The sequence below is a fragment of the Ensifer sp. ENS06 genome, from assembly GCF_014852205.1.
GTDB lineage: Bacteria > Pseudomonadota > Alphaproteobacteria > Rhizobiales > Rhizobiaceae > Ensifer > Ensifer adhaerens.
Genome location: NZ_JACVBC010000002.1, coordinates 417,476 through 442,362 on the forward strand (window position 1 = coordinate 417,476; position 24,887 = coordinate 442,362).

At 63.1% G+C, this 24,887-nt stretch carries 29 protein-coding genes and 2 tRNA genes; 12 read left to right on the forward strand and 19 right to left on the reverse strand.

What is annotated here, in order from left to right; translation table 11 throughout:
• Positions 1 to 442: 442 nt before the first annotated feature.
• The 5 genes from IB279_RS11150 to IB279_RS11170 form a co-directional block, all read right to left on the reverse strand.
• A complete protein-coding gene (locus tag IB279_RS11150; protein ID WP_156400690.1) occupies positions 443 to 616 on the reverse strand; it encodes a hypothetical protein in 174 nt (57 codons plus the stop codon).
• On the reverse strand, positions 613 to 1,218 hold the full coding sequence (locus IB279_RS11155; protein ID WP_060516141.1) for a hypothetical protein: 606 nt from the start codon (positions 1,216 to 1,218) through the stop codon (positions 613 to 615). The genes IB279_RS11150 and IB279_RS11155 overlap by 4 nt, the downstream gene beginning before the upstream one ends.
• Before the next feature lie 86 nt (positions 1,219 to 1,304).
• Positions 1,305 to 1,898, reverse strand: coding sequence for a helix-turn-helix domain-containing protein (locus tag IB279_RS11160; RefSeq protein WP_192339207.1), 594 nt, complete (start codon positions 1,896 to 1,898; stop codon positions 1,305 to 1,307).
• Positions 1,888 to 2,574, reverse strand: coding sequence for a hypothetical protein (locus IB279_RS11165; RefSeq protein WP_162251803.1), 687 nt, complete (start codon positions 2,572 to 2,574; stop codon positions 1,888 to 1,890). The genes IB279_RS11160 and IB279_RS11165 overlap by 11 nt, the downstream gene beginning before the upstream one ends.
• The gene (locus IB279_RS11170) at positions 2,495 to 3,229 is read right to left on the reverse strand and encodes a hypothetical protein (RefSeq protein WP_060583343.1); all 735 of its coding nucleotides are present in this window, start codon (positions 3,227 to 3,229) and stop codon (positions 2,495 to 2,497) included. Before IB279_RS11170 ends, IB279_RS11165 begins: the two co-directional genes overlap by 80 nt.
• Before the next feature lie 812 nt (positions 3,230 to 4,041).
• Between IB279_RS11170 and IB279_RS11175 the strand changes: the two genes are divergently transcribed.
• A complete protein-coding gene (locus IB279_RS11175) occupies positions 4,042 to 4,692 on the forward strand; it encodes a S24 family peptidase (protein WP_082566246.1) in 651 nt (216 codons plus the stop codon).
• A 706-nt stretch (positions 4,693 to 5,398) separates the two neighbouring features.
• Here IB279_RS11175 and IB279_RS11180 read toward each other — a convergent pair.
• Positions 5,399 to 5,647, reverse strand: a complete 249-nt coding sequence (locus IB279_RS11180) for a hypothetical protein (protein WP_034793442.1) — start codon at positions 5,645 to 5,647, stop codon at positions 5,399 to 5,401.
• A 241-nt stretch (positions 5,648 to 5,888) separates the two neighbouring features.
• On the opposite strand from IB279_RS11180, the gene IB279_RS11185 reads away from it, so the two are divergent.
• The 3 genes from IB279_RS11185 to IB279_RS11195 all read left to right on the forward strand — a co-directional run bounded on the left by IB279_RS11185 (position 5,889) and on the right by IB279_RS11195 (position 7,014).
• Positions 5,889 to 6,320, forward strand: coding sequence for a hypothetical protein (locus tag IB279_RS11185; protein ID WP_060516136.1), 432 nt, complete (start codon positions 5,889 to 5,891; stop codon positions 6,318 to 6,320).
• Entirely contained in the window at positions 6,317 to 6,508 is a 192-nt protein-coding gene (locus IB279_RS11190) for a hypothetical protein (protein ID WP_192339208.1), read from the forward strand. The genes IB279_RS11185 and IB279_RS11190 overlap by 4 nt, the downstream gene beginning before the upstream one ends.
• Positions 6,509 to 6,609: 101 nt before the next feature.
• On the forward strand, positions 6,610 to 7,014 hold the full coding sequence (locus IB279_RS11195) for a hypothetical protein (protein WP_034793402.1): 405 nt from the start codon (positions 6,610 to 6,612) through the stop codon (positions 7,012 to 7,014).
• A 35-nt stretch (positions 7,015 to 7,049) separates the two neighbouring features.
• On the opposite strand, the gene IB279_RS11200 is transcribed toward IB279_RS11195, so the two are convergent.
• The 3 genes from IB279_RS11200 to IB279_RS11210 form a co-directional block, all read right to left on the reverse strand.
• Positions 7,050 to 7,202, reverse strand: coding sequence for a hypothetical protein (locus IB279_RS11200; protein WP_034793400.1), 153 nt, complete (start codon positions 7,200 to 7,202; stop codon positions 7,050 to 7,052).
• A gap of 323 nt (positions 7,203 to 7,525) precedes the next feature.
• On the reverse strand, positions 7,526 to 7,939 hold the full coding sequence (locus IB279_RS11205; protein ID WP_060516134.1) for a hypothetical protein: 414 nt from the start codon (positions 7,937 to 7,939) through the stop codon (positions 7,526 to 7,528).
• Between the two features lie 136 nt (positions 7,940 to 8,075).
• A complete protein-coding gene (locus tag IB279_RS11210; protein ID WP_246801893.1) occupies positions 8,076 to 8,606 on the reverse strand; it encodes a hypothetical protein in 531 nt (176 codons plus the stop codon).
• Positions 8,607 to 8,809: 203 nt separating this feature from the next.
• Here IB279_RS11210 and IB279_RS11215 point away from each other — a divergent pair, with 203 nt between their 5' ends.
• Positions 8,810 to 9,796 carry a glycosyltransferase family 2 protein gene (locus IB279_RS11215; protein WP_162727286.1) on the forward strand — a complete coding sequence of 329 codons (987 nt, stop codon included), beginning with the start codon at positions 8,810 to 8,812 and terminating at the stop codon, positions 9,794 to 9,796.
• A 224-nt stretch (positions 9,797 to 10,020) separates the two neighbouring features.
• The gene (locus IB279_RS11220; protein ID WP_034793396.1) at positions 10,021 to 10,263 is read left to right on the forward strand and encodes a hypothetical protein; all 243 of its coding nucleotides are present in this window, start codon (positions 10,021 to 10,023) and stop codon (positions 10,261 to 10,263) included.
• Between the two features lie 124 nt (positions 10,264 to 10,387).
• Here IB279_RS11220 and IB279_RS11225 read toward each other — a convergent pair whose 3' ends face one another.
• Complete coding sequence (locus IB279_RS11225) at positions 10,388 to 11,119, reverse strand: class I SAM-dependent methyltransferase (RefSeq protein WP_051659275.1); 732 nt, start codon at positions 11,117 to 11,119, stop codon at positions 10,388 to 10,390.
• Positions 11,116 to 12,687 carry a GMC oxidoreductase gene (locus tag IB279_RS11230; RefSeq protein ID WP_181529498.1) on the reverse strand — a complete coding sequence of 524 codons (1,572 nt, stop codon included), beginning with the start codon at positions 12,685 to 12,687 and terminating at the stop codon, positions 11,116 to 11,118. The genes IB279_RS11225 and IB279_RS11230 overlap by 4 nt, the downstream gene beginning before the upstream one ends.
• 251 nt (positions 12,688 to 12,938) lie before the next feature.
• Between IB279_RS11230 and IB279_RS11235 the strand changes: the two genes are divergently transcribed.
• Positions 12,939 to 13,139 (forward strand): hypothetical protein, encoded by a 201-nt coding sequence (locus IB279_RS11235; protein WP_034793392.1) that lies wholly within the window; start codon positions 12,939 to 12,941, stop codon positions 13,137 to 13,139.
• Between the two features lie 73 nt (positions 13,140 to 13,212).
• Here IB279_RS11235 and IB279_RS11240 read toward each other — a convergent pair whose 3' ends face one another.
• A complete protein-coding gene (locus IB279_RS11240) occupies positions 13,213 to 13,479 on the reverse strand; it encodes a DUF1127 domain-containing protein (RefSeq protein ID WP_112770969.1) in 267 nt (88 codons plus the stop codon).
• Between the two features lie 319 nt (positions 13,480 to 13,798).
• Here IB279_RS11240 and IB279_RS37645 point away from each other — a divergent pair, with 319 nt between their 5' ends.
• Together IB279_RS37645 and IB279_RS11245 are read left to right on the forward strand one after the other, a co-directional pair.
• A complete protein-coding gene (locus IB279_RS37645) occupies positions 13,799 to 13,921 on the forward strand; it encodes a hypothetical protein (protein WP_256439263.1) in 123 nt (40 codons plus the stop codon).
• 175 nt (positions 13,922 to 14,096) lie between these two features.
• Complete coding sequence (locus IB279_RS11245; protein WP_060516128.1) at positions 14,097 to 14,528, forward strand: GFA family protein; 432 nt, start codon at positions 14,097 to 14,099, stop codon at positions 14,526 to 14,528.
• Positions 14,529 to 14,811: 283 nt separating this feature from the next.
• Here the strand turns inward: IB279_RS11245 and IB279_RS11250 are convergent.
• Positions 14,812 to 14,887 (reverse strand) — tRNA-Lys (locus IB279_RS11250).
• Between the two features lie 296 nt (positions 14,888 to 15,183).
• Between IB279_RS11250 and IB279_RS36940 the strand changes: the two genes are divergently transcribed.
• Positions 15,184 to 15,753 (forward strand): hypothetical protein, encoded by a 570-nt coding sequence (locus tag IB279_RS36940; protein ID WP_210209347.1) that lies wholly within the window; start codon positions 15,184 to 15,186, stop codon positions 15,751 to 15,753.
• 134 nt (positions 15,754 to 15,887) lie between these two features.
• Positions 15,888 to 15,963: transfer RNA gene (locus IB279_RS11260), tRNA-Lys, on the forward strand.
• Between the two features lie 55 nt (positions 15,964 to 16,018).
• On the opposite strand, the gene IB279_RS11265 is transcribed toward IB279_RS11260, so the two are convergent.
• From IB279_RS11265 to IB279_RS11275, 3 genes are all read right to left on the reverse strand, one after another.
• Complete coding sequence (locus IB279_RS11265; protein WP_112770970.1) at positions 16,019 to 16,936, reverse strand: PhzF family phenazine biosynthesis protein; 918 nt, start codon at positions 16,934 to 16,936, stop codon at positions 16,019 to 16,021.
• Between the two features lie 251 nt (positions 16,937 to 17,187).
• Positions 17,188 to 17,928 carry an NUDIX hydrolase gene (locus IB279_RS11270; RefSeq protein WP_112770971.1) on the reverse strand — a complete coding sequence of 247 codons (741 nt, stop codon included), beginning with the start codon at positions 17,926 to 17,928 and terminating at the stop codon, positions 17,188 to 17,190.
• A 2-nt stretch (positions 17,929 to 17,930) separates the two neighbouring features.
• The gene (locus IB279_RS11275; RefSeq protein ID WP_034793373.1) at positions 17,931 to 19,037 is read right to left on the reverse strand and encodes an endonuclease/exonuclease/phosphatase family protein; all 1,107 of its coding nucleotides are present in this window, start codon (positions 19,035 to 19,037) and stop codon (positions 17,931 to 17,933) included.
• A gap of 401 nt (positions 19,038 to 19,438) precedes the next feature.
• On the opposite strand from IB279_RS11275, the gene IB279_RS11280 reads away from it, so the two are divergent.
• A complete protein-coding gene (locus IB279_RS11280; protein ID WP_192339209.1) occupies positions 19,439 to 20,890 on the forward strand; it encodes a CHAD domain-containing protein in 1,452 nt (483 codons plus the stop codon).
• Positions 20,891 to 20,938: 48 nt separating this feature from the next.
• On the opposite strand, the gene IB279_RS11285 is transcribed toward IB279_RS11280, so the two are convergent.
• From IB279_RS11285 to IB279_RS11295, 3 genes are all read right to left on the reverse strand, one after another.
• Positions 20,939 to 22,486 (reverse strand): DUF1254 domain-containing protein, encoded by a 1,548-nt coding sequence (locus IB279_RS11285; protein ID WP_112770973.1) that lies wholly within the window; start codon positions 22,484 to 22,486, stop codon positions 20,939 to 20,941.
• A gap of 376 nt (positions 22,487 to 22,862) precedes the next feature.
• Positions 22,863 to 23,780 carry a 4-hydroxy-tetrahydrodipicolinate synthase gene (gene dapA, locus IB279_RS11290; RefSeq protein WP_112770974.1) on the reverse strand — a complete coding sequence of 306 codons (918 nt, stop codon included), beginning with the start codon at positions 23,778 to 23,780 and terminating at the stop codon, positions 22,863 to 22,865.
• Between the two features lie 463 nt (positions 23,781 to 24,243).
• Entirely contained in the window at positions 24,244 to 24,885 is a 642-nt protein-coding gene (locus tag IB279_RS11295) for an Isoquinoline 1-oxidoreductase subunit (RefSeq protein ID WP_192339210.1), read from the reverse strand.
• Between the last annotated feature and the right edge of the window lie 2 nt (positions 24,886 to 24,887).

Sequence of the window (24,887 nt, forward strand, 5' to 3'; positions counted from 1 at the left end):
GACGCCGCGAGAAGCCAAGCAGGCTTAAATCGATTTAATCAGGGTGCGCGTCAATTGAGGTCTATTCAAGGCCAAGATGAGGCAGACCCTTCGTGGCCTGGATACCCGGGCGCAGGCGGCTGGCGACCGCTGACAAAGCAATCGGCCGCATCAATGACGCGAAAGTCTCGCATGCGGTCAACAAAAAAGCCCGGGGCGAAATCGCACCGAGCTTCCTCATCATCGCTCTTACACCAGTGCCAGTACATTCGTGGTCAAAAGTGTAACGCGACACGGCAATTGCGAACGGCGAAACGTTCAGCGCTCACCTGCATGATGTTTTCCGACGAACCGGAGGTGGCCACCACGACCGAGGGAAGAGCCTTCCGGGGATAATCGTTACCGTGCCTGAGAGACCGGCGCGCGCCCCATCCACACGGTTCCGGTCGCGTCCGCCGCCCCCTCAGGCCGGTTCGAGCGTCGCGTGTTCAGCCGAACATGCGACGCTCGTCGCGGTGCGCAGCCGCGCTGACGCGAGGGCATTCGAACCCGCCATCGCGGCAAGCGGCGCGGCGAAGCGCGAGCCGGGCTTGAAACCGCGCCACTGGCAGCGGCCGATCCTCGCGCTCGCTTTCACGCCCCTTCCTTCTCCCGCGAAAGCCCCAGCTGCCAGTGCAGCTCCATCAGTCCGCGCTTCAGCCAGGCGAGCTGCGGTTCCGGCATGGTGCGCAGCATCTCGTAGTCCATGATGCAGACGTTGAAGACAGTGGTCTTCACCTGCGGCCCGTCCGGCAGTTTCAAGAGCACGCCTTCCAGCTCCATCATCCGGTTCGCCGCCTGGCGGGCGCCGCGGGCGCGCTCGGCGCTCGTCTCGCCGGCAAAACCCTTCACGTCGAACAGCGATTGGGCCCGCACGCTCGGGAAAGGAATGCCGGTGAGGCTGTAGTAGCGCGCCATCTGCCGGCTGTATTCGTCGCCCGCCTCGCGCTCATGCGCGGTCAGCTTGCCGTCGAGGAACATGCGACCGAGCGTGTAGCCGGCAAAGGGGCTGGCAACATCGGCGTCGCGCCTGCCGGAAAAATGCATGCGCCGGCGCGCGTCCAGCGCCACGGAGCAGACCTCGCGCTCGCTTTCGCCATGCTTGATCTGCCCGCCCGGATAGCGCGCCACATTGGCCCTGCGCGGCCGGCCCGCCCGGCTGGCGCGCTTGATGCGGATGCGCTCTGCCTTTGATGTCATGGTCTCTTCTCCTTTTGCAATCTGCATGTGCCCTCGCCCGCTGCATGTGTCTGCGGCCGCGGGCGGGACTGAAATTCGTCGGAAAATCAAAATGCCGGCGCGCCGATCCCGTCGGCACCGGCATTCGCGGGCAAGCGGCCCGGCTGCTGGGTCCGTCCGCGCCGCCGCGCATTGCCGGGCTCGCGCTTGTTGACGGCGTGCAGCACCGAGGTGTGGTCGCGCCGAAAGATCCGCCCGAGCGCCGGCAGCGATAGATCCGGGCGCTCGTCGTAAACGGCGGTCATGCAGCGGTGCCGCGGCTCGACCAGCCGCCGCTCGCGGCCAACCCCGATGATGTCCTCGAAGCTGATCCCAGGATAGGCGCCAAGCACCTCCTCGATAATCGCCCGCACCGGCCGGCGGTTGAACAGATCGCTGTTTGCCACCGCCGTGGCACCGCAGATCAGCCGCGCCTGAGAGAGGATGCGCGCCTCGGCATCGGCGAGCGCCAGTTCCAACTCCTGGATCCGGCTCGCCTGCGCCCGCACCTGAACGGCGACGATGCCGACGAGATCGTCGAGCGTCGCCGGTTTTGCAGCCGCGCCCCCCGCTTCGTCCCCCGAGAGCATCCTTTCCGCCAACCCTTCCGCTGCGCGGCCCGGTGCCTGTCCTGTCGTCAATTCAGTGCCTTCAGACCGCATGGAAAGCCTCCCTCGAAACGGCTGGATTGAGATTTGCACGCTCGACGCCGGACACGAGCCAGTCGCGAAACGCATTCCGCGCCGCCGGATTTTGCGGGGCCGTATCATCCGGCTGCCTATCAGCTGCGCTTTCGGTCGGGACGTTCGCGCCTTGCGCCCGCCCGTCGGTGGAAACTGCATCTCGCCCGGCCTTCGCTGCCGCATGCGCCTGACGGAAGCTTTCGACCATCGCCCGCACCCGGCTGCGGCTTGCCGGCGATCGCCGATCGTCGGCCGGGCGCGGCGTCAGCGCCGCAACCATCTCGCGTTTGCGGGCAAGATCCGCCCTGAGACCCAGCGCCTCCGCCTTGGCGAGCGCTGCCAGCACCGGCGGCTTGGGAATCGTGCCGAGAAGCACGTTGGGATTGGCGGCATAGTCGCCGCGGATCAGTTTCTGCGTCGCCGCCGAAAGCCCCGAGGCCGGCACGCCCGAAAGCGCGTAGTGGTAAACCGCAATGATCTTCCTCGGCTCGATCGTCGGGGGCATGGTCATGCCGGCCGTCTGCATCGCGTCGAGGCTGCGCAGCACCGCCGCCTCGTTGACGCAAGCCAGCCGCTCAGTGAGCGCGGTAATCTCCCGGCCCAAGGTCGAAAGCCGGGCCTCCGCCGGCGAAATCATCATCTCTGAATAGGTCATTGTTCTCGTTTCCGTTCAGTTGGTTTTCGATTGTCTGCCTGCATTCCCGCTGATGGCGGGCAAAGGCGGTCTCGTGTGGCGGCGCCTGGGGGTGATGGCCGCGACGGGCCTGTCCGCCACCGCGCAACCCGCGGCCGCCGGCATTGCGCATCCAGTTTCGCCAGGTGGCGGCCCAGTCGAGCTTGGTCGCATCGCGTCCGGATTTGGCGCGCCAGTAGTCGCGGAACTTGTCGAACTCGACGCCGGCCTCGGCCCGGCCGAAGCCGAGGCCGGCGGCAAAGCCCCAGTCGGGCTCGAAATCTTCAGGCAGCCGCATCGCCCGGCCGCTCCCGTTGCGCCGCGAGCCTGCCGCATCCGGAACGGCTGCAGCCGGAACCGGCCGGTCGGCGTCCCCACCCGGATTCGGGTCGGGAGAGTTAGTTTCTTTAGGGGGTGTGGGGGAGCTTTCTTTATCAGAGAGGGCACCGTCGGCCGTCACCGTGACATCGCGTGACGTCACGCGGGCCCGACGGCGCTGCTGCCTTTCGCGGTCGCCCGCCCGGCGGCGCTCGATCTCGGATACGTGCCCCGCCTCGGCAGCGCGCACGGCAGAAAGGATCATCTCGGGCGACGCGCCCGATTGAACAAGAGCTTCGACGATTGCGGTAATGCGCATGCGCTCAAGCCCTCGCCGGCCGGGGGAAAGGAGAGCGCACCACCTGGCGGGAGGAGACGCCCGCCACCCGGCTTGGACGACGAATCCCGGCCTTGGAATCGACGTCCCCGGTCGCCAGCCGCCCCGGAGTTTCACACGTCGGCAAAACCCCGCGCCCTCCCGGCGCCTTCCCTGTCAAATCATTGTCAGCCATGCCGCTTCCCATGCTTTCCCCTTTGGCCGTGCCCATTGGCACGGCCATTCGTCGCGCCTGCCGCGCGCCCGCTTCCGATTGTTCTTCCCGTCACTGGCCGGTCGCCTTGCCGCCCACCGTCAGGCAAGCAGCCGGTCGCCTTCGCCGTCCCCTCCCGGTGTCAGGGGGCCACGCCTCCGCCGAAGGAGGCACTTCAACGGCCGAAACCCGTGACCTTGGCGCCGCCGGCGCGCACTGGCTGCGCGCCGGCTGCTCGACACCGACGTGGCGCACGTCATCGACCACGGACCGTCATCGGCCCGCGTGGCAACCATGCGCCGGCGCGCCGGCATCGATTGGAAAAGCGAGAGGTCGCCGGGGAGGAAACGACGGCCTCTCGCCTGGACCACCGCACAAGATGCGGCGATCGATGCTGAATGCGCCCCCTGGTCGGCATCGGCTGAGACGGATCGATCATCCGCATCCAGTCCGCTTGCTGCCCACTGGGCGCCGTGACGGTTGCTGCAGCGGTTTCTGCCGCTCATTTCCGTTGACATCCTATTCATAGTAGGATTTCTTATTGCCATCAAGAGGAAAAATCCTATTGGACGACGGAAACGGAATCTGGGATGCCAGTGCCATGGACGAATTGCGCCACCTCATCCGGGAAGCAGTCGACGCGAAGAAGACGACCTACAAGGATCTGTCGATCGCGATCGGGAAGAACCATGCCTATATCCAGCAGTTCGTGGAGCGGGAGACGCCGCGGGAACTGCGCGAGCGCGACGCCCGCGCGATCGTCGAGCTGATCCAGGGGGCTGCCGCCGCCGGCGAAGCCGCGCCCAGACGCGCGCCGGGTTTTGCGCCGCAGATCGTGCCCGGCGAGCAGCTCGTCGGCCATCGCGACCTGCCGATCTTTGCGGCCGCGCAAGGCGGCGACGGCCATGTGATCGTCACCTTCGATGCGGTCGAATATGTCAAGCGCCCGTCCGTGCTCGAGGGCGTCAAGGGCGCCTACGGCATCTACCTCACCGGCAGCTCGATGATCCCGGCCTATGAGCCGGGCGACATGGCGCTCGTCCACCCGCACCTGCCACCCACGCGCGACAAGGACGTGGTGCTCTACCACGTCCCCCCCGCCAACGATGCCGAGGCAATCATCAAGCGGCTCGTCTCGTTCAACGACCGCGAATGGACGCTGAGGCAATACAACCCCTTCCTGGAGTTCACCGAAAGCCGGGTCGAATGGTCCTTCTGCCACCGGGTCGTCGGCAAATACAGCGCGCGGTAAACGGGGCGAGCACCACAAACAATCACAGGATTTTAAAGAGATTGAGCGGCAATCCGGTCGGGATCGCCGAGCAGCCGCCCGTTAAGGCACGCCGCAATCTTCCGGCCCCCTCGTCGCGCTTTAAGTCTTTGATTTTTCGCCCATCGCCGCCGCAAACAGCACAAATAAGCGAGTTGCCCTAGTCGGAACACCGATCGACCAAGGCCTGAAAAGCAGCATCAACCGCTGTCCGAGGGCTGTTTGCGACCACCCAGATCGGATCGGCCGCAGCGACGACCCTATCACCGGAACCACCAAGGTCAGCCGCCCGAACCGCCTCGAAAATGGCGCAGGCGCGCTTGCTCCTGCGATTGTACGCAAGCTCGAACATGGCCTCTGGAGGCCCGGCAGGATCGGCAAACACCTGCACGACATAGGCCCGAAATCCGCGCCTGTCGTCGCAAAAATTGATCTGTCGCAGGAGAACGGGGCTCAACTCGGCCTCGTCAACCGGAATGGGCGAAGACCAATATTGACCGGTAGACGGCTCGCCGCTTGCACGACTGTCGACGGACATCATTTCACGCCTCCCAACGTTGCGCGACGACATTACCACGGCGCACCCGGCTCGTAACCAATGAACATTGAGTGGCGCCCAAGCGGTGAGCGCCTTCTCGACCGCTCACGGATGTGACCGTTACGGGCCACCCCTGCCCGGCGACAGCCGTCACGCCGCCATCGCCTCCTCGATCTCCGTGGGCAGGTCGCCGATCGTAAAGAGCACCCTGGCATCCTCGAACTCACCGGTCGCCAGGTCGCCCGAGCGGCTGAAGGCGATCACCCCCACCTTGGTCGCCGCGAGCCTTTCGGCCAGCCGCTGGGCATGCTCGGGTCCGGTCGCCTGCACCGGATCGTCGGCGAGAAATGCGCCGCGGCTCCCCAGTGTGAAGCTCTGAACGACGAAGTAGGTGATCATCCCATGCTCCTTTTCCGCCACCTGGAATGGCGGCCCCACAGTGGCGCAATCACCCGAACAAAACAAGAACAAACAGTGCGTCATCGACAACTTGAACAAGGCAATTCCTGCCGGCAGTGTTTTTCCTATTGACTGAAAGATAGGATTTTTCCTATATCTACATCAGAAACACAGCCGGAGGGGCCGACAGGAAACCCGCGAAGGGTGTTCCAGTGCGCACCTCGAACAGACGAGGTGAACGATGTCGGATGCGATCTCCGTGGGCGCCGCAACGGCGATGAGCGCAGCACCCTTTCTAAAGCGCCGAGAAATCATTCTCGCCATGATGACGCTCGGTGCCGGCACCTTCTGCGACGAGACCGACACGACGGGCACCACCTACCGAACCGCAGCCGACTGGCTCGATGTGCATGACGGCGAGCATGTGGAGCGGCTAATCCGCTTCGATCTCGACGCGCTTCACGGCGAAGATGTTACCGAGACCGTCGCCGATGCCTGGCTGAACGGTTTCGACCAGAGCCCCGAGCAGGAACACAGACTGCCCGCTTTCGTGCGAACGTCGCAGGCATGGGAACGCTGGTGCGCCGATTTCAGCGCGCAGTGCGCGCCTTTCGGCCAAACCGCCCACGGCACCCTCAACCACCGCCAGCAGTTCGGAACCAGCTTGCGATGACCGTCACGCTCGACAGATCCGCCCTCTTTGCAGCCATCGAAGCCTTCTGGGAAACCGAAGGCGGCAACGATCGCGGCATCGAGGCGGCGATTTCGGCTTACCTGCAGCACCAGGGGCTCACCACCTTCGACGGCATGGCGACGCGCAAACGCGCCGCGCTCGCCGCCGCCACCGCCCGGTCCGCCTGACCTTCGCCTGCCCGGACGCCCCCACACGCCCAATATTGGCAATCTCCAATCATTTGCGAACATGCTAATAGACAGCAAAGGCATCGCGGAGGAGACAGTCCATGCCAAGGCTTGCGCAACTCTATTTCAAGACCGCAATCATCTTCCTGATCATCGGCCTCTGCATGGGCCTGCACATGGCGATCAGCCAGGACCATGCAGCAACGCCGGCCCATGCCCATACGAACCTGCTCGGCTGGGTGACGATGGCGATCTTCGGCATCTATTACGCGCTCAACCCGGCCAAGGCCGAGCGGCGGCTCGCACTGATCCAGTATTATGTCTACACGTCAGGCGTCGCGGTGCTCGTGCCCTCGCTCTATCTGATGACGACAGGCAGGCCCGAGATCGAGCCCATCGTTGCCGCCGCGTCGATCGTCGCCTTCCTCGGCGTGCTGCTATTTGCCGTGGTGATCTTCAGCAGCGCTGAAAGTCCCGCGCGCGCCAGCACCGCCCCATCGCGGTAGGTAGGCCGCTGCAGCCCGGGGCACCTCGTATCGCGTCACTTCGATGTCGATTTCAGCACGCGATGGGTCGCATCGTCCAGCGCATGGCCGGTTTCGACACCGTCCTGCCGAAAGCCGCGCGCCGTGTTGGCGCAAGCCGAAAGCACAAGCACCGCCAGGCACAGGAACGTCAGCATCGCCTTTGACATGATCGTCTCCGTCTTTTCCTCCAATCGGAAATGAAGCGCCGACCGGCAAAGTCAATCGATAGCCATGAAAACCGACCAGTGAAGCGACCACGGGGGCGCGCCTGCCCGCCCGTGCGCGGGCCACTTTATTTTGGCAACCGTACCAGAATCAGCGAATCCGGCCTTTCCCGCTCCGGCGGATGCACGTTAGCTTCCGTACCGCGCAGTACGTTCTTTCTGGACTGCGCTTCCCCGCACCCCGAGCCATTTTGGGTGCCTGCTTGCCCCGCCCTCGTGCGGGGCTCTTTCTTTCTAGGGGCCTGCCGGGTCGTTACCAACCGGTCTCAATCAACCTTGAACACTGCGTCGCCGACAAAGACGATGACATATTGTCCGCCCTCGCCCTCGCGCGCCCAGCCCTGCAGCACCGCTGCATAGGGTGCCCGCTTCCAGGCGTCCGGATGGTCCGGATCGACGAGAACCGTGACCTGCGGTCCCTGGCGATAGATCATCATATGCGAACGCGCCGGATCCCACGCCTCGCCCAACGTCTCGTCCGTACGCCAGAGACAGAGAAAGTCACGGCAAAGCTGCGGCCGGTCCTCATAGATCCGGCATCCCGCACCCGTGCAATGCCGACACCAGGCATTGGCCGGCTTCTCCAGCGCATCGATATCCGGCAGGCGGCAGCAGAGCGTACAGGTGCCGCAGGCGCGCTCGGCGAGCGGGGTGGCGTTGAAATGGGAAAGTGCGGTCATGCGGCGAGGTCTATCACCGTGCCCGGCCGCAAGGAAACCCGCAAAACTTCGACGTTACCCGACCGCCGACGCCGAACGATTGCCGGCACCGGCCTATGCGAGAGAACGATGCGATCGTCATGCGACCGCCCAGCCGTTATCCGATGCGCGGACAGCCGCTGCGGTTCGCCAGATAGATCCGGGCATATTGGCCGCGCCGGGTTTCGCCTTCAACGACGATCCGGTTGCGGCTCATGGCGGCAATTTCTGGATCGCGCAGGCCGGCGCGATAGGCCCGGCGCAACGCCTGACCGGTGCTGCAGCCGCGCGGGCGAACGTAATCTTCGTCGTCATACCGCCGCTCGCGACGGAAGTCGTCGCCGTAATAATCCCGGTCCCGGCCGATATAGAGGTCGAGTGATTGCGCCGGCGAGACGACCGGCATTGCGGTGACCGATCCCGCGGCCACCAGGGCCGCCATCAACAGCTTGCTCATCATGCTTGTCATGTCTGCCTCCTCCACTTCTTGGCGCATCAGCGCGAACGTGGATGAAGGAGAAACAGGATAGCGGCCAAAAAGTTTCGCAGAAAACGCTTTGACGTCAGGCTGCGCACCAGTGCCGAGCCGCTTGAATGCCGCCTTTTGCGATTGAAGGATACCCGCAGAAACTGTAGCAGCCGGGCGCACTCCACGTGTGCGAGCCACTCGACACAGCGATTTTCGCTCCCCATATCCGTGCGATCGTATGGATTGCCACGCCTGTGCTTTTGATTTAGTCCGGGTTCATATTGTTTATGACAAATGTCGGAATGAGCATGACGGATATCGCGTATCCCTTCAAGAATCGATCCGATGCCGAGTCGATCACGGATCGAAGCTTGTTTGATCGCATCGCGACCTGGTACGAGACGACCAAGGTCGAGCGGCGCGAGCGCAGGATGAACCACGCGGTCGATCTGCGCTGTGTCAGCCCCCAAGGGCAGACATCGCTCTATCCCGATGACCTGCCGCTGATCTTCCTGACCCGCAACGACGCCAAGCTCATGCCGGGCTTCCTCGCCCATTACCGGTCACTCGGGATCACCCGCTTCATCTGCGTCGACGATGCCTCGACCGACGGCACCCGCGAATTTCTGCTCTGTCAGCCGGATGTCGACCTGTGGGCATCCTCGGTCCGCTACAAGGATGCGCGGCGCGGACGCGCCTGGAGAGAGTCGCTGTTCGCACTGTATGGTGGCGAACGCTGGTACGTGAACGTCGATTCCGACGAATTCCTGATCTATGACGATTGCGAAAACCGCACGCTCTGGTCGGTCATCCACGCGCTCGAGGGCCTGAAGATCTCGCGCCTCCCGGCACCGATGCTGGACATGTATCCGGTCGATCTCGGGGCCGCCGACATCGACCAGTTGCAGACAAGTGCCCCCTGGGAAGTCGCCGATCATTTCGACAGCCGCGGCTATACGCTGACGACGACGAAGCGGGCGATCACCATCAAGGGCGGCGCTCGCCACCGCGAGTTCGACTCCGACCTCGAAATGATCAAGTATCCGCTGATCTATTGGGACGAAGACTGTCGCTTCGGCCCCAGCATCCACCAGCCGCTCCCCTATCAGCGCAACTTCTCGTCTATTCTTGGCACGCTGCTGCACTTCAAGTTCTTTGCCGACTACCAGAAGGTCATCAACGACGCGGTGGCCGATGGGCAGTATTTCGACGGCTCGGCGGCCTACGCGAAGATGACGGATGCGCTTTCGAGCACCGGTGCCCTGCAGCTCTTTTCCGAGTCTTCGATGAAGTTCGACGGATCGAAGCAATTGCTGCGGCTCGGCTTCATTACCGCGGTCCCGAAGGCTCCCGACGAAGGCACCCGCTAAGGCGGGTTTGTCGGTTCGCGCTTTCGCTTAGCCGGCTGTCGATGGGGAAAACCACCCGGCTCATGTTTATACTTCAGGGACAGCCGCACACGTCGGGGCGGTCACAGCCGCCCCACGCCACGTTTGGCATGTGTTTTTCAACCGACCCGCGAACCGGCCCGTTGATAATTCGACCAACCGCTCCATTTACAGCTTCAAGGCACTTAACCTGAGGAGAAGCCTTGATGAATCGAAACACCATCATCGGTATCGTGGTTGTGGTCGTGCTCATTGTACTTGCTGTGATGTTCCTGAAACCGGGGGCGAACCAGCAGGCAACCGAGACAGCGCCGACAACGACGACGACACAGCCGGCAACGACCGAGCAGCCAGCGACGACCCAGCAGCCCGCAACGACAGACCAGTCGGCGACGCCGCCAGCAACAACCACGCAGCCGGCCACGACGCAGCCCGCGACGACCCCGTAAACGCCCGCGAGCACCCGGCGCCAAAAACGAAATCACCCACGGGCGCCGCCCGTGGGTGATCCTTCATCGGAATTTTAAAGGCGAAGCGGCGACGGACGTCGCCCAAGCCGCGGGCGGGCCCGCGCTATTTCCTCACCACGGCTTGAATGTTGGAAGGCATCATCGAATCGATCTTGTGATCGTCGGTGTATTTCCACGTCGTATCGTACTGCTGGGTAATGAAGACGTCGAAGAACCGGGCCGAGCGCGCCATGAGTTCGATGAACGGGCGCGCCAGCGGAAACACGTCGCACTGCAGCAGAATGCGCTGCATCAGAATGCCAATCGTTTCGAACGGCATGCTCGAGCCGCGCAGGTCCTCGATCTCGCTCCAGTCCTTGAACAGCATCTTGAAGGAGAAGGGCGTGAAGTGGAAATAGTTCTCGGGCCCCTCGTGGAAGGAGAACACCGCCGAGGCGGAGATGATCAGCTTGCCGTTCGGCTTCAGGATGCGGCGCATGTCGTCGATCAGCCGCTGCGGATCGGGAACATGTTCGAGCAGGCCGGTGCAGAGCACGATGTCGTAGCTTTCGCTCTCGATGGCATCGAGATGGTAATGCGTGTCGACGACGAGATCGGCCTTCTTGCGATCGGACTTCGAGACCAGGAACGAGTTCGGGAAAAACTCAGTATAGTCAACGTCTTCGGTGTGAACGATGATCGTGCGCTTGTTCGAAGCATTTTCCTGGCATAGCCGGACCAGGTTCTTCGTCGAAAGCTTGCCCCCGAAGTAGTTCTTTCGCGAGAGCTTTTGCCAGCGCGTGCGTTTCGCCCGCTGTTCCTTGCCGCTAAGTTCCGGGGAAGTCATTTCCGTCATGGATTACCCGCCTTTGTTTTGTGGCGCTGGCATATCTTATCGGCGGTAAGCATTGCAAGCGCCATGACTGTCAGTACTGGATTGGCGTAGCCGTAGGAGGTGAAGACCGACGCGCCTGCCGCATAGAGGTTGTCGACCCCGTGCACCCGGCCATCGCGATCGATGACGGACATGTCGGCCGAGCGGCCCATACGCGTTGTGCCCATGAAATGGGAATGGATGCCGGTGATGTCCCAGGGCTTGCCTGCCGGCGGCAGCGTCGAGATCAGCTTGCCGATATTGTGGCGCAGCAGCAGCCCGGAAAGCTCGTCTAGAAATTCGCGGATCGACGCCTGGTCATCTTCTGTCAGCGACCAGCGCACGACGCCCTTCGGCAGCCCATGGGGATCGCGCGCCTCGCTCAACTCGACCCTGTGCTCGGCATTGGGATGTTGGTCGAAGAAGCCGCGCACCACGAGGATCGAGCCGCCCGGCCCGAGCAACCCCATCTTGCCGATGACGTTGAAGGCGACCTGGCCGACAACCGCCAGCGCCGAGGTCAGGCGACGACGCAAGGTCGATTGCGGGCGATCGCCGCCCTCGCCGGCAGCCACCACGTGCTGCGCATGCTCGAGAAGCTTGAGCCCGATCGATTCAAAGCGCGGCGAAAACTGAACATAATGGTTCAGCTGGTCTCTCTTCTGACCTTTGCGCACGCCGACACCGAAGCGCAGCGAGCTGCTGCCGCTCTTGTGATCGCTGAACAGCGGCCCTGCCGTCTTCACCGTCTTGAACAGGTGAATGCGCCCGACATTCGCCTTCGGATGGGTGGAAAAGAAGCGGCCGATATTGTCGTTTGCCAAAAACCCGCCTTGGCGGCTGTTCAGCATGATGCGCGGGTTTTCGAGCCCCCCCGCGCAAAGCACGAATTCCGGGGCGGAAAGCTCCACGGTTCGCCCCTCGCCGATCGCCGCCCGCACCGCACCGACGCGATCGCCGGCGGCGGTCGGGATCACCTGCAGGACGCGGCAATTATAGACGATGGTGAGATCAGGGTTCTTGCTCGCAAGCGCCTTCAGATAATCCTGACCGTTGAAGGCCGGACGGCTCCACTGGAACCGCTTGACCGAGACGGCCGGGTCGGAGACAAAATCCCGCCAAGGCGCCGAGCCGCCGTCATAGGCTGGCACCTGGTCGATGGCGCCGATCGGCTTCAGCTGCAGGAGTTCGATCGCCTGCTGGTAATATCCATCGAGTTCAGCGCGCTCCAGCGGCCAGTCGTTGCCGGACGTCAGGTCGACATCTTCCAGCGGCGCGACACGCCCGGACCAAAGATTGGTCGCGCCGCCGATCTGGAACGAAAGTCCGAACGGCTCCTGGTTGGCGATCTCGAAGAAGGGCGAGCTGTCGGAGTTGACGAGGTTGTCGCCGGTTTCAAGCAACGTGACCTTCAAGCCCTCCGCCAAGAGCCGCGTCGCCATGGCGCAGGCCGCGGCCCCCGACCCAACAATCAGCACATCGGAACCGATCGCCTGCAGGGCCTCGTCGCTGCACGCACGCGCGTCAATAATATTCCTGGTGTCCGTCATCGCTACTGCACTTCCACCCGCGGTTTCAAATGCCGGATGTCCCGACCTCGTCACCGTCATAGCTAATTGAGCAAACCGGGCAAGCGCGCTCGTCGATATAATCAGGGAAAACCGGCCCGGGTAGCAGACGGGAGGCGGCGTTCACACACCAGATTAGAAGGTTTGTGATCAGGACATGAGTGACGTTTTCGATACCCAGCCTTCCCGCAACCAGTGCTATGAATGAGCCCTTGCCCCCACGGAGCCCCTGAATGCGCGTCGTCTTCCTCTCTTCGCTGCTCTTTCTTTCATCCTGCATACCGCACATCCCGGAGGACGTTCTCGACGCCGGCTGGTGCAGGGAGATGGCGGCGGCAAGGGCGAAGGCGACCGGCAAGGGGCGGGAAAACCTTGCCGCGGCGATGATCAAGCATGACTGCGCGGCCAAGCTCGCCGCGCCAGTGCCCCAGTGAGCCGATTGCCCTCTGAGCCGTTGTTCATCGGCCACCGGTTGCTGCGGGAAAAGAGGCCCGCTTGACGCGGGCCTCAGTTGTGTCTCGTCACCGGATAGCCGACCGGCATCTGCCAGAGCGAGATGTCGGCGATCTCCGGCTTCTTCACGCCCTCTCCCGTTTCTGCGCCGATATCGCGCAGCATACGGTCGGAGAGGTGGCTGAGCTGGTTGAGCGTCCGCTGACGCCTCCAGGCAGCAAGCAGGAAAGCGCCGACCGTGCGGCGGAAGCCGAACGTTCGAAAAAGGTCGTCCATGATCACCGGCAAAGCGCCAGCGGTGGTCAGTTGCAATTCGCGCATGATTTTTCCCGCCGCGCAAAGCGGTCGGGTCCTCTAGATTATGGATGCGCGCGGATACGGAACTACGTTCCGGAATCCGGTCACATCAAGTCAAAATGGAAGATACGAAAAGGCGGAACTCAGGACGCAGTTATGCGCCGAAGTAATACACAGGATTACGGCACACTCGTCGTGACGGGTGAACCATTCCACCAGAGGCGCGCATCTGAACAAAATTGATATTCATCGTATGCCTCCTCTAGTTTGAGCTCCGATTTGGCGAAAATTACACAGGATTACTTTGTCGGCAAGAGGACAATCTGCAGACGCAGGATTGAAGATGCGCCTGTTGCATGACGGCAACACCAGCAATGCTGCGGCGGGCTTTGTGAGCCTTGCGACCACCCCTGGTTCGGGCGTGACCGTCATCAACGGAAACGATCCCAATTGCGCCGCCAATTGAACGGAGCCTGCTGATCTCGAAAACATAGGGGCGGCCGACGCCGAACGGTGCCGGCGGCACAGCTGGCCGAGGGTCGGTCGCGCCGGCCGCGACGCCGGTGGCCCGCACTTGAGGATCGGTGATCCAGCCCTTATGGAACAGACATCAATTCGGCTCAGACCAGACGGATGTTTCCATGAATTTCGACGTTCAGGACCTCAACGGCGCCTGCCACTGCAAAACGGTTCGCTTCAATGTTCGGCTGAAGAATGGCCTCCATACGGCCCGCCGCTGCACCTGCTCATACTGCCAGCTGAAGGGCGCGGTTGCCGTCTCGGCGGCCAAAGACGGCGTGACTGTGCTTTCGGGCGGCGAGGCGCTGACCAAGTATCAGTTCAACACAAATGCAGCAGAACACTTCTTTTGCTCGAAATGCGGCATCTACACCTTTCACAAGCCGCGCTCCAACCCCGATTTCTACGGCGTTAACGCAGCCTGCCTGGAGGGCGTGAGCCCCTTTGATTTTGAAGAATTGCCGGTCAACGACGGCATCAATCATCCGATGGACACCAAGGGCTCAACCGGCCCCCGGCTCGCCGGAACCCTGCGATATTTTCCGGCCAAGTGATTCACGAGCCCTGCAAGACACGGCGCGACGGCGGCCCGGCCGTCGCGCGTGCTTGGCGACTGATCGCCGGAAGACCAATCACGCTGGACAGCCCTGTCTTTGCGATCCTCATCCGCCGCCCGTCCCACGGTTCAGCGGAATGCGCGCCACCCACTGGGGTCGCAACATCGAACCGGTATATTTTGCAGCGGAAACGGGGCGTGACTTCTGCCCAGAAGCCCGGACACATGCGATCGGCGAAAATATAGGAATTGTAATCTAATCAGCGCTTTAGGAGAAGTTTTGGTGGGTGATCACGGGCTCGAACCGTGGACCCGCTGATTAAGAGTCAGCTGCTCTACCAACTGAGCTAATCACCCATCCGCGACCGCCGCGGTGTGTCCCGCTGCTGTCGTGAGGGGGCGTATAAAGGCGTTCGGTTTGGTTGTCCAGCGCCTTTGTGAAAATCTTTTGAAAAATCTCGTGGGGCTAGAGCACCCCCTGTGGAGAACTCGCCCGCTATCAACCGGGGGCGTTCCGGCCACCCCTCGCGCCTCTCCGCGGGTACAGGCCACAGGGGAAACGCGACGAAAGACCCGTTTGACGCGAGGCGCATGCTCGGCATACTGCAGTGAAGCGGGCACACGAAACGAGCGATGATTGGAGAGGTATCCCCATGCGCAGCACGATCGCCACAGGAATGCTCGTCGGTATCCTTGCCGGCTTCGCCACCGAGGCGAAGGCCGAAGTGCCGTTCTTCAACGCCACCTGCCCCGGCCGTATCGAGGTCCACGCCGATCAGGGCGGTCCCGTCTTCATCAACGGCAGCCAGGCCCGTCTGAAGCGGTTCAGCAGCGATTATTACGAGGCGAGCCAAGGACGAACCACGATCTCGATCAGCGTCAACCGCGATGGTTCGCCTTCAATCAGCTATACGCGCCGGGGCGTCGGCAACGGCGTCTGCCGTGTCACGTCTGCCGGCGGCAACACACGGCCACGCCCGGAACGCCCGCCGCAATACGACGACACGCAGCAGCCGGATCGTGTCGACGCAAGGATGATGCCGCGCTTCTGCCAGGGCGAAGCGTCTGCCGCCTTCGGCGTGCGTCCCAACCGGATCACCGTCAATATGGCCTTCCGAAGCGGCCGCTACTATTGGGTGCAGGGCAACTACGATGGCGGCCGCGGCGTCACCTTCTTCAACTGCCGCTTCGACCTCAGGGGCAACTTCATCGACGTGCGCTGACGACGGGGATGATTGAAGGCAAGAATCTAGCCGTTTCCGACCGCTCCGGTGGAAACGGCTGTGAGTTTATCATTGCGAGATGCAAATACCCTCTTGAGTGTGATGAGGTCGTGCGCTAAAGCGACGCCACGGATGGGTGATTAGCTCAGTTGGTAGAGCAGCTGACTCTTAATCAGCGGGTCCACGGTTCGAGCCCGTGATCACCCACCAAAACTTCTCTTAAGACGCTGATTAAGCTGAATTTCCCAAGTCTTATGCCGACGCCTCAGACGTAGAGTTCGCCGGCCGCAATCTTCACCGCATGGCCGCCGATGCGGGCGTTGCTGATCTCGCCGCCCGAGATGTCGAGATGCAGGTGAATGAAGGACGGCCGTCCCATTTCCACGCCCTGCTCGACCAGCACCGGATGATGGCCGTCGACGAACTGGTCGAAATAGTGGATCGCGCCGGAAAGGGCGGCAACGGCCGAGCCGGTTGCCGGATCCTCCAGATTGCCGGCACCAGGGCCGAACTTGCGGGCGTGAAAGCGCGCCGTGTGGTTCACTCCGCCGCGACAATAGACGTAAGCCGCGGCCAGCCGTCCCTCGGCCATCGGCGTCAGTTGCTCCCAGCGCAGCGAATCGAACTCGATCGACGAAGCCGCCGCCACATCATGCACCGGCACCATGACGAAGGGTGCGCCCGCGCTCCAGAACGACGGCACGTGATTCTCGAAACCGATCTGCGAGAGTTTCAGGCTTAGCGCATCGGCGATCGCCTGCCGGTCGAAGCGTGCGTCGAGCCTGATCGATTTTCGCGGCAGGTCGAATTCGGCAAAGCTCGCCTGCCCGGGCTTGAGCCGCACGGCGCAGCGCACCGGCCCTACCTTCTCCTCCAGCACCTGCACGAGGTCGAAGCCTTCCTCGGTCGCGCCACGCTGGGCCTCGGCGATCGCAATTGCCGCACCGACGGTCGGATGGCCGGCAAAGGGCAGTTCCTGGGCAGGCGTGAAGATCCGGAGCTTCGCCGTATGCGCCGCACCGCCGGGCCTGCGGATAAACACCGTCTCCGACAGGTTGAATTCCTGCGCGATCGCCTGCATCGCTTCATCGTCGAGCCAGTCGGCGCCGAAGACCACGGCCAGCGGATTGCCTTCCAGTCGCCTGTCGGTGAAGACGTCGTAGATCGCGTAGCTGAGCGCCATTCATGTCCCCTTGCGAATATGCGCGAACTTTGCAGCGTCGGGACGCGGGCGGCAAGGCTTAAAAGCGCCGGTACACAGCTCGGCGCGGATCACGTTTTCTTTAGCTCCGGCTCCGGCAGCACGCTTCGCCGCTCACGCGGCCAAAAACCCTCCCAGCCGTAACCGGCGCGCATCCGCCGCCGCGCGGCCGCGTGGCGACCCCCGCTAAAACGCACAAATACAAGGAGATGCGACGTCCCGTTGATTCGAAATCAGAGCGGTTTCTCGCGCCGAAACAGCCAGTCGAGGATCGGCGGTATGAAGGGCGGATAGTTGTGCGCCACGGGATCCGGGCCGAAAACCGCGATCGCCTCGTCAATCTCCGGCTCCGGGTCCGCGGCAATGTGCTCCGCCACGCGCGCAACCAGCGCTGCCGCCTTCTCCGGATAGCGATAGACGCGGATGAGCGTCACGGCGCGGCCCATATGCAGCAGGTGATAGCCGGGCTCCACCGTCGCGAGCGAAAGGTCTATGCCGGTTTCTTCCATCGCCTCGCGGCGGATATTGCCGTCGATGTCGCAGCCGCCATCGACGATATCCTCGGGCTCGAGCGAACCGGAGGGGCTGTAGACCCGGCCCGGATTGGCGGTGTGCCTGCCCATGCGCACGAGGATCAGCGCACCATCGGAAGAAAGGATCGCCGGCATGGCAAAGAGATGAAAGGCACTCTTTGCTCGCGTCTTCCGCCACCAGAGAAAGGTCGAATAGGGCACCACATGCCCCTCGCCCCGCAGCCGGCCGTCCGCGATGCGAAGCGCCCTGAGCAACACCATCCGCCCGTCGAAGAGGTGCGGGTTGGCGGTAATCTCCCGTTGCCAGTTTTCCTGCGCGCGCTCCACCTCCTCCTGGTGAAACGGATGCGCCGCGCCGGTGACGCGGACATCCACCGCATCGATCGGGATGATGACGCCTTCATCCGGCCAGGCGTCCGTGTTGCTTTCAAGCGCGCTCATGCTCACACATCCAGGGTGATGGCCACGGGGCAATGGTCGGACGCCTTCGGCCGGTCCCAGCCGGTGCGAGGATAGCGCTCCACCTCCAGATCAGGCGGAAAGATCGTGCGGAACGGCTGGCCGCCGCGAATGACCTCGGGCACCTGGTGCGCGTTGCGCTTGGCAAGCGCCGGCGAAAGCCAGATATAGTCGAGCTGGCAGAGATGCCGCTCCTGCGGCCCGCGGCTGTGGAACAGCGTCCAGCGATCCATCACCGGACGGCGCAGCATCGGGTTCTCGACAAAGCCGTCGCGGGTAAAGACGTCGAGCGAACTCGTCTCCTCCTCATGCGGCACGAACTGGTAGCCGGTGCGCCGGTCGCCGAGGATGTTCACCTTCTCCTGGTAATCGTTCATGTCGCCGCAGATCGCGAACATCTTGTCGGCCGTCTTCCCGCGGCCGAAGCGGCTTTCGATGATGTGGCGCACGGCCGAGGCTTCGGCCACGCGCAGCGGCATCGTCGCCTGCCGGCCGTCGAGCCCTTCGCGCGCCGGCCCCATCGACTTGAAATGCACCACGTAGAGCGTCAGCGGCCGCCCGCCGATCCTTAAGTCCAGCTCCAGGCAGTCGCGCTTGAAGATCCGGTCGGCCGGACGGTTGGTAAGCGCTATTCTGTCGTTGAAGAGGTCGAGGTCCTCATAGGTCAGCCCCGCATGGCTCTTCACGTCGAGGCATTCGATCGGCTGGCCGTCGCGCGTCTCCTCGCGCATCAGCACGGCGACGTCGATCCCGCGCGAATCATTGCCCTCGATCAGGTACTTCTGGCGATAGCCGTTGCCGACCATGCGAAAAAGGTAGTTGTATTCGAAGGCCTGCAGCGAGGCCATGTTGTCGGCTTCCTGCAGGCAGAGGATATCGGCATCGCAATCGGCGATCGCCAGCGCCGACATCTGCCGCGTATCGTCCGTATGCGCAATCGTGCGCGCCTCCTCCAGCCGCTGGTACTCGGCTTCCGTCTTCACGTCGAAGAGCCGGAGCACGCGGTCCTGTTTCAGCTGGTTGCGAAAGCCGGAAAAATCGAAGCGGCTCAAAAGGTTTTCGATGTTGAAGGTGGCAAGGCGAAGCGACATTTATCAATTCCGTGGCATGAAATGCGGGGAGCTTAAGCAATTCCAGGAAAAGTGTGAAACGGTTTCCGTTCGGAATTGGTCATCTCAAAAAGCAATTCCAGGAAAAGTGCGAAGCGGTTTTCCGTCCGGAATCGCGCCATCTCAAAAAGCAATTCCAGGAAAAGTGTGAAGCGCTTGTCCGTTCGGAATTGCGTCGCCTCAAAAGCAATTCGAGGAAAAGTGCGAAGCGGTTTTCCGTCAGGAATCCATTGAAATCCCGTACACACCGGCGGCCTCCAGCTTCGAGCGCGACCTATCGCGTGGGACCGCCGCCGCAAATACGATCCATGTCATCCAGAACACGAACCAATGTGCTCATATGGCATTATCGCGTTGTCTCTTGCACTTGTTGGAGGATTGGGTTGAACACGGAAATCGAAATCAAGCTCGAGCTTCTCCCTGAAGATCTCGATCGCTTCGCCGCATCCGGGTTTCTGGGTGAGCCGGCGCGCGTCGAAAGCCAGCGGTCCGTCTATTTCGATACGCGCGCCCGCGACCTGTTCCAGTCGGGTTTCACGCTGCGCATCCGCACGGTCGGTTCTGCCCGCACCCAGACGATCAAGGCGACGGGAGCGAGCGCCTCGGTTTTCGCCCGGCCGGAATGGGAGCAGCCGCTGGACAGCGACGAGCCGGTGGTCGACCACACCACGCCGCTTGCCGCCCAGTTCGACCTCGAGCCAGGCGATCTGCAGGCGCATTTTGCCGTCGATGTCGAGCGCACCACCTGGAAAGTGAAACAGGATGGCGCCGACGTCGAGGTCGTGCTCGACCGCGGCCTGATCACCGCGGGCACCCGCCAGACCGCGATCGGCGAGATCGAACTTGAGCTCAAGGACGGCGCGCCCGAGGCGCTCTTCACGCTCGCCCGCCGTATCGAGGCGATCGTTCCCATCCGCTTCGGCGTCATGTCCAAGGCGGAGCGCGGCTTCCGTCTCATCGATGCCGAGCAGATGGTCTTCAAGGCCGAGCCGGTCGAACTCGACCGCGAGATGCGGGTGGCAAAAAGCTTCCGCACGGTCGCCCTTGCCTGTCTTCGCCACCACCGCCTGAACGAAGACGTGCTGCGCGTGCGCCAGAACCCGGAGGCCCTGCACCAGGCTCGCGTTGCCCTTCGGCGCCTGCGATCGGCCTTCTCGCTCTACAGGGATTTGCTTCAGGACGACGAAAGTACGCGCCTGAAAGGCGAGCTGAAGTGGCTGGCGGGCGTCTTCGGCAAGGCCCGCGACGTCGACGTTCTCCTGGCCCGCGCATCCCAGCCGGAACTTGTCGAGTGGCTGAAGACAGCCCGCGCCGCCCGCTATCGGGAGGTGTTCGCGGCGCTCGATGACGGACGCGGCCGCGCCCTCATGCTCGATCTCCACCAGTGGCTGCACTGCGGCGCCTATCTTTCATCGCCGCCCGCCGAACTTCACGATCGGCCCGTGACCGATTTCGCCGAGGCCGTGCTCGACCGCGAGCGCCGGAAGCTGAAGAAGCACGGCCGCGCGCTCGCCAAGATCAACGACGAGGAGCGGCACGAGGCCCGCAAGGACGCCAAGAAGCTGCGCTATGCCGCCGAATTCTTTGCGACACTGTTCGACGACAAGCGTGGCGCCAGGCGCCACAAGCGCTTCACGGCCGCAATGGCCGCACTGCAGGATGAACTCGGCACGCTCAACGATCTGGTTTCGGCGCCGCATGTGCTTGGCGAGATCGGCCTCGAAGGTCACCCGGACGCCGGAAAGCTCGTCGTTCAGGCCAACAAGGACAAGCTCATCGACCGCGCGCAAGCTGCGCTCGACGACGTGATCGACGTCAAGCGCTTCTGGCGTTGAGCATGCCGGGCAAACCGACGTCGGTTTATCCCGGCACCTTGGCCACCCTCATGCCGCAACCGTGATCTTCGGCGGCTGCCAGGTGCCGTCGAGGATCGCGTCCTTGCCCCAATAGGCGCGAATGTAGAGCGAGAAGATTCCGTGCGGCGCCGGCAGCCAGTTGCTGTCCTTCTCCCCGCCGGGGCGCTCGGCGCTCACATAAAGCGTCAGCGAGCCGTCGGCATTGCGCTTCAGCCTGTCGCTCTTGGTGCCCAGCGAATAGCGCTTGAAGTCGTTGGTGTGGAAGAGGTGCTTGTCGTCATAAAGGGTCAGCGACCAGAAGCCGTTGACCGGCGGTTCCTGGCCGGGCGCAAAGGTGATCTCGTAAAGTTTCACGCCGGTCAGCTGGTCGCCGGCGCCGTCGAAGTCGGTATAGAAATACTGCGTCTCGCTCGGCCGGTTGTTGAACATGTTCGACTTGGCGGTGCCGGTCCGGTTGAAGTAGTCGATCCCCCATTGCGCATTGTTGACCGAGCGGTTCCAGCCATTGCCGGCCGGCAGCCCGTTGCGCTGCCATTCCAAGAAGGGGTGGATGACCTTGTTCTCGGTCTCGATCGCGGTGTCGACGAGCATGCCCCGAAGCTCGGGATCCCGCTCGGCCGCGTCGAGCAACAGGCGGAACTGGGCAAAAAGCGCCTCCTCCCCCGGCAGCGGATCGACCGCGGCGATGGCGTCGCCGAACTGGTCGAAGAACGTCTCCGGCGTCACCCATTTGGTTTCGGCGTCGGTCGCGCCGCCGTTTAAGGGCGGAGCCGGAATGTCGGTCAGCTTTGCCCATTCGATCGTCTTCGCCTCGCCGGTAAACTCTTTCAGCGGATAGAAAACCACCTGGTTGATCAGCGGCTGGACCGCCTGGTTGTCGTCGCTCACATCGGTCTGGAAGATGCGGGGAATGGCGCTCGCAAGCGATGTCGGGGAGCGGATGATGTCGGTGATGCCGGCGGGCTTCAGCCCGTCCCAGTCGGGGCCGACAAGAAGATAGAAGCCGGGCCGCGTGCCATAGGGCTTGCCGAGCTGGCCGAACTGATCGGTGCGGGCATCGTAGAGCGAATAGAGCCAGAAGCGGTCGCCGAAGTCGGGCACCTGCGCGACGACGGGCTCATCGTCGAGCTCGAAGAAACCGAGGCCATAGACGACGTCCTGGTTGGGGCATGTGACGAAGGTTTCCGACGGCTCGATATAGTCGTGCAGCATGCCCACCTGGCCGCGCGGGGCCACAGGCGAAAGGCCACCGAGCAGACCCGCATAGGGCGCCTGGGTGACCTTGGCCCTGCGGTTCAGCATGTTGACGATCGGCCAGCCCCAGATATAGGCCATCTGCCCGATCGTACGGGCATAGCCTGGATGCATGGCAACACCGGTCACCGGCAGCGTCGGCGCTCCCGGCCCGAGCTCTTGCTGCGCCTCGGCGGGCGTGGCCGAGGTAACGACCGAGGCGGCGGTCAAAGCCGCCGGAACGGCCGCGCCGGCACCGATCGCGGCAAGCGAGGCTGCTCCGATCCCGCCTTTCATCATGTCGCGTCGAGTGATTTCAAGATTGCTGCCGGATGTTTTCATCATCGTCTCCAGGCGTCCTGATCAATCAGCTTTCGAAAGGCACCCGCACAGGCGCCCCGTTTTTGGCACACCGTCCATCTCGCCCGGCTCGTCCTCGCGCCGGGAAACCGGCCTTTCGCCCTCACCCGTGACGGTTCAGGACACGGATCGCTCGCAAGAATGGTTCTCTGTTTTTTTTCCTCAACTGCGGCATTTCAATGCCCAGCAGCACGGGTCCGCACAGGGCCGTCGGACACCGCGCGTGAGGACCGCTATCCTGCCGAAACAAGCCGTTCGGCGAAAGTACGTAACTGTTAAAATACGATGCAAATGACCACGCAAAGCAGGGCGATCTTCCTTTCACCGATCGCCCCCGCCTTGAGGAACCGTCGCAGGCTCAGCGGCGGCCGTCCTGCGCCGCTATCGCCCTTTCGATCCTCAGCGCCAAGTCATCACTCACCGGCACCATCGGTAGGCGCATCTCCGGGCTGTCGATCAGCCCCGCGCGCCACAGCCAGTGCTTGATCGGCCCGGGGCTCGGCTCGGCAAAGAGCAGCCGCGGCAGGTCGGCAAGGCGCTGCCATGCGGAAAGCGCCCCCGCCTGGTCGCCGGCAAGCAGCCTGTTGCGAACATCGGCGAACGCTGCCGTCTGCACATGGGCTGACGCCGTGATCCCGCCTTCGGCCCCTTGCGTCAGCGCCGTGTAGAACAACGGGTCCTCGCCGGTCAGTACGGCGAAATCGCGCGGCTTGTGGCGCAGCAGATCGAAGGATTGCGTCGCATCCGCCGAACAATCCTTGACGCCGACGATGTTTCTCCGTTCCGCCAGTTGCAGCATCGTCTCGTTGCCGAGGTTGACGCCCGTCCGGTAGGGAATGTTGTAGATCAGGATCGGCCGGTCCGTGGCATCAGCAAGGGCCGAGAAATGCGCAAACAGCCCCCGCTGCGACGGCCGCGTGTAATAGGGGCAGGCAATCAGATAGCCATCGACGCCCCAAGCGGCCATCCGCTCCAGCGCCTTCACCGACTTCCGCGTATCGCTGCCGGAAAGCCCGAAATAGACCGGGATGCGCCGGCCGGATCCAGCCAGGGCCTGATTGGTGATCGCAACCACCCGCTCGCACTCCGCCTCGTCGAGCGCCATGCCCTCGCCCGTGGTCGCGCCGAGAATGAAGCCATCGATCGGCTCGGCCGCATAGTGGGCGACCAGCCGGCGGAGTGAGCGCTCGTCCAGTTCACCATCGCGAAAGGGCGTGATCAGCGGCAGCCAGAGGCCGCCAAGGCCCGGCGATTGCGTTGAAGCTGTGCTTTCCATGAAATTCCATCTCCTTGAAAAAACCGGAGACGGAGAGCGCAAGCGAAAACCCCGTCCGAACCGGCGGGGTCGATCTGGTCCTTGTGCTTGCTATGCTCTGCGCGCAACGACCGACAGCCCCGGGTGCGGGGCTTTTTTCGCAGTCGTCAGTTTGGCGAGGCGGCAGGTCATGGGCGCGAAGGTCGAACAGTCCGGCTGCATTGTCAAGGAGGACCCGCTCCTAGCGACGACGTGCCTGCGCTCCCCGATCGTCGCAGCAACGCCTCGATCTTGCAATTTTCAGTTGTTTACAGTTACTCGGCCGCATCAAATCCAATCTTGCAGCAGGCTTGGCGAAGGCTGCTGAAGATTGCATGACGCCGTGCGCGGCACGCGCTTCGACAGGCTGATACAGCGCTCGCCGGCAATCCAATCCGCTTAGCCCAAACTTGAGCTTCCGCTCAGTCCGGACATGAGCTTCCGCTCAGTCCGGACATTCCGCGCCGGTCTCCACCCAGGCTGTGATCAGCGCGGCGAACTCCGGTTGCGAACCGGGCGGCGCACTGCGGCCCTCACCCGGATGCCAGGCCCAGCCGACCAGGTGATCCTCGCCCATGTGCTTGATGAGATCGGCATGGGAGCGGTTGCCGTTACGCTCGGTGTCCTTCACCTGTTCGCAGATCTCGCGAACGGTGAGGCCCTGCCAGGCCATGCTTTCGGGCGCCAGCTGCCAATGGGCGTTGCCGGGGATGGATTTCAGCCGGCTGCCGACGATCGCCCGGTTCTCCGCGCCGTGGCAGGTGCTGCAGGCAAGGCCGGCCGGCCCCATCGAACTGTCGGCGTCGATCATCAGTGGCACATGCGGGTGCATGTCCTCGCCCTGCGTCGGGCTGCGCGTTGCCGGGTGGCAGTTGATGCAGCGCGGATGGGTGAGCACCCGGCTCGCCTCGGCAAAGATCGCCTTCGAGCGCTGGCGCGCGTCGGTGATCGAGGCAAAGTCGGCCGCGCCTTTCAAGGCGCCGCCGCTGGCGGTTTCGGCAAAACCGCTGACCGGCTCGAAAGTGGCGATGAGACCTGCGGCCACGAGCGCGGATGCAAGCGAGAGAGCAAGGGCGGGCCTGTTCATGG